Below are 3,833 nucleotides of genomic sequence, written 5' to 3'. Positions count from 1 at the left end.
GTGGATTTGGAACTCTAACAGGTTTAAACTCTATAGGTCTTTTTACACTTAAAAAAGCTTTGGTAGATTTTGGTAAAAAATCGCCAAATTGCTCCAACATATCATCCCAACTTAATAATTCTTCTGGTTGTTTAATGTCTGTATTAAATGGTGTTTGATGCTCAAAACCATCTTCTTTCTGGTGAAATGATGCCGCCAAAATAAAAATTGTTTTTCCTTTTTGGCTAGCAGTTACTCTTCTTGTAGAAAAACTACCACCATCTCTCATTTCTGCCACATGATAATTAATAGGTACAGTTAAATCCCCTGCTTCTAAAAAATAAGAATGTAAAGAATGTAAAAATCTATTTTCTGGTATGGTTCTGTAAGCTGCATTTACAGCTTGTGCTAAAACCTGCCCACCAAAAACAATTGGGCTGCCAATGGTATAACTTGCTCCACTAAAATTATTTTCTCCTAAATCTGTTAAGTTTAAAAGTGCAATTAATTCTGTACTTGTTTGCATTTCTTTTTTATTTTTTAAAAGGTAATTTTTGCTGAAATGGTGTTGGTTGTATCTTTTGCAAAAATAGTTTTAAAATTTTGTTTGTAATGGTTTTTTTATGACGAAGATACATGGTTAAATCTTGTGGTACTGCACCTACAGAACTTTTAATTTCACTAGCAGTTCTACCAAAATTAATAACAGATAATTTGCGTTTTATGGCAATTTCTATATAGGTATACAGCATTCTTTGATAAATGGCATATGATCTATTTAAGGTATAATCTATGCCCACAAAATGTGCGTCTAAATTATTATTGTTGATGATTCCAGACATAAAACCCACTAGTTTTTCGTCTAAATAAAAAGCTTTTAATATGTAATTTCCTCCAAAATTTTGCTTAAAATCGGTATACGTTTCTAAGTTAAATTCCCCAAGATTAAAGTTAGCGTTTTCGGCTACTTTTTTATATAAACTTGTCATTTCTGGCAATACAAATTGTTTGTTTTTTGCTGTAATATTTTCTATTTTTAAAGCAGCACTTTGTGTATACGCTTTTTTAGCTTTTACCCTAAACTTGGTTTTCATAGCTGCTAAATAATCAGCAAAATCTTGCCAATTTTTATCTATTTCTAGTAGCATGTTGGGTTCTACAGAAAAAGGATGATAGCTTACTTTTTTTAATTCGTTTGTTATAAATAAAGATTCTTTTGCAAAATCTTTAAGTAAATACGCATCAATTTTATTTTTTAATGTAGCATTCGATTTTACAAAATGATTGATGGCATTTGCTAATTTTAAAATTACCTTTTGTTTGTCTACATTTTTATCAATAAACAAACCATGCTCGCCACTTACAAAGGTGTTACCAGATATTAACAAACGTAAGGGTTTGTTTTCTTTTAAAATTCGCAGTTTTCTACCTAATTTTTTTAAAAAATCTAAATCATTTTGTAATGCATTTATGTAAAAATCGATAATTTTTATGGTAGAAAAAGCAATGGGTTTTTCGTTGTCATCAACCAAAACTATGTAAGAAAATGTAATTTTAGGATGGTTTTTTTCAATCGATTTTAAAAAATCTCTATGAAAATAGATGTTGTTTTCACAATTTAGACTTTGCCAAATATCCTCAGAAATATCATCTACAGATACAAAAAATGAGGCGTTATTTGTGTTTGAACAGAATTTCAATATTTAGATTTAGCATAAATTTATTCTAGGATAAAGATGCTAAAAAAAAGTGACTCTAAAAACTATACTCTTATAAGAAAATGCTAATGTTTCTTTTTATATTTTCTACCATACCATAATAGTATACCTGTGATTGGTAAACTAGCAGTAAGGAAGCTTATTATAAATGCTATAATTTTTCCGATAATTCCGCCAATTGCACCAACATGAATATCATAATTCATACGTAATATTTTGTCTGCTACTTTAGTATTTTTGTATTTGCCATAAATGCTTTTTGTTTCTATTTCTTGTAAAGAATTTTGGTCGAAGAAACGATAATCGGAATCGTAGTAAATGCCTTTTGTATTAGAAACCTCTACATAAATACTTTCTTCTTTTGTTTCTGGATAATGCAACTCGAAAGCATCTGCATTTGGATTTTCTTTTAACAATTTTGGGATTAATAAATCTATAGGTTTTTCTTTTTTTGATAGTACTATTGAATCTTTATTTTTTGGTACTTCAAAAAAAACTTCTTTTTCGCCACCTGTAGATTTATAAACGACATATTTTAACCAATTATAAGAAATCATAGAACCTGTAAAAGCAATAACTAAAGCAAAAGAACAGATATAAAAACCAATAATAGTGTGTAAATCGAAATTTTTACGTTTCCATTTTGTTGTTTTTTTCCAATCGAACTTTATACGTTGTTTTAGATTTTTACGTTTTTTAGGAATCCACAGAATAAACCCAGATATTATAATTAAAATGAATACTAAAATAGATATACCTACAACTTGCTCACCTATTTCTTTAGGCAACCATAAACGCATATGACCTTTTAATATAAAGGCAAAAAAACCAGATAAGTGATCATCAACCTGAATTACTTTTCCAGAATAAGGATTTATAAAAATACTCTGATAAAACTCTGGTTTTGCATCGTAAAAAATGACTTCAATGGCATCATCATTTTTTTTATAAACGGTTCCATGAACTTTATTGTTAGGAAAAATTTCTTTAGCAATTTCTTTTGCTTTTGAAACCGTAATCATTTTTTGATTTTTGGGAGTAACTTTCTTGTAATCGCTATTTAAATCGTTTATTTCTTCTTGAAATACCCAGCAACAACCAGTAACTGCAACAATAAAAACAACAATTCCTGTTGCTAAACCTAGTATTTTATGAAGTTGAAATATGAGTTTTTTTGACGTCATTTTAGATTGTATTGTAAGAAAGAGCAGCACATTTTGTGCTGCTCTTAATTTTAGTAGATGTTTAGAATTTGTAGGTAAAGTTTGCTAAAATTGCTCTTGGAGATTGTGGGTTTATAGTTGTCCAACCTTTATAGTACTCTTTATTAAAAGCATTATTTAGTTTTAAACTGATTCTATATTTTTCTGCTTGATAAAAAATAGAAGAATTTACAATTGTGTAGCTCGGTAAAATAAATTCTCCTGTAGAAACATAGTTAATGGCAAATCTATCACTAGCACCATTAAAACCAAATCCTAAGCCAAACCCATTTAAACTACCTTCTTGAAATTCGTAATTTGCCCAGAAATTATACAATATTTCTGGTCCTGCTTCTAAAGGTCTTTTATTTAAAATTTCTGTATTATCAGATTTTGTAGTTTTACTGTCATTATTGCTAAAACCAGCTCTAATGTTTAAACCATCAAATGGATTTGCATTTATTTCAACTTCAAAACCTTTACTTACTACTTCTCCTCCTTGTATTTTATTAAAGGGTGATGATGGATCTGTAATAACTCTATCATTAACTTTTATATCATAATAACTTACAGTTGCATTTAATCTGTTTTTAAAAAGATTTGTTTTTACTCCAAATTCAAACTGATTAGCTTCTTCTGGTGTAAAGGTTTTTAATGTTTGAGGACCTGCATTCGGATCTCCAACTAATTGTGGAGCAACATTTGTAAATCCGTTTTGATAATTTGCAAAAAGAGATAATTTCTCTTGAATTGGTTGATATAATAACCCAAATTTTGGAGATAATGTAGTCTGATTAAAATCATCACTTGTATCTGCAACATCACCATCATTTACAAATCTATCTAATCGTAAACCAATCATAGCAGAAAAGTTATTTGTAAGGTTAACTACATCTGATGCATATAAACTATAAATTTCATAATTAGATTTTGC

General features: G+C 28.6%; 4 protein-coding genes. All 4 read right to left on the bottom strand.

The features are described from left to right. Positions 1–505 (bottom strand): acyl-CoA thioesterase (locus ACTG3S_RS02570; RefSeq protein WP_439127814.1); only part of this gene is annotated, 505 nt, incomplete at its 3' end. A 7-nt stretch (positions 506–512) separates the two neighbouring features. Then, positions 513–1,679 carry a GNAT family N-acetyltransferase gene (locus ACTG3S_RS02565; RefSeq protein WP_439127813.1) on the bottom strand — a complete coding sequence of 389 codons (1,167 nt, stop codon included), beginning with the start codon at positions 1,677–1,679 and terminating at the stop codon, positions 513–515. Positions 1,680–1,762: 83 nt separating this feature from the next. Further along, entirely contained in the window at positions 1,763–2,881 is a 1,119-nt protein-coding gene (locus ACTG3S_RS02560) for a PepSY-associated TM helix domain-containing protein (RefSeq protein WP_439127812.1), read from the bottom strand. 61 nt (positions 2,882–2,942) lie between these two features. Next, the coding region (locus ACTG3S_RS02555) for a TonB-dependent siderophore receptor (RefSeq protein ID WP_439127811.1) at positions 2,943–3,833 on the bottom strand (891 nt) is incomplete at its 5' end.

Origin of the sequence: Polaribacter sp., assembly GCF_965656025.1 — a bacterium.
Classification (GTDB): Bacteria; Bacteroidota; Bacteroidia; order Flavobacteriales; family Flavobacteriaceae; genus Polaribacter.
The sequence above is the reverse complement of the archived record's forward strand: the minus strand, read 5'-3'. Positions and strand labels throughout refer to the sequence as shown.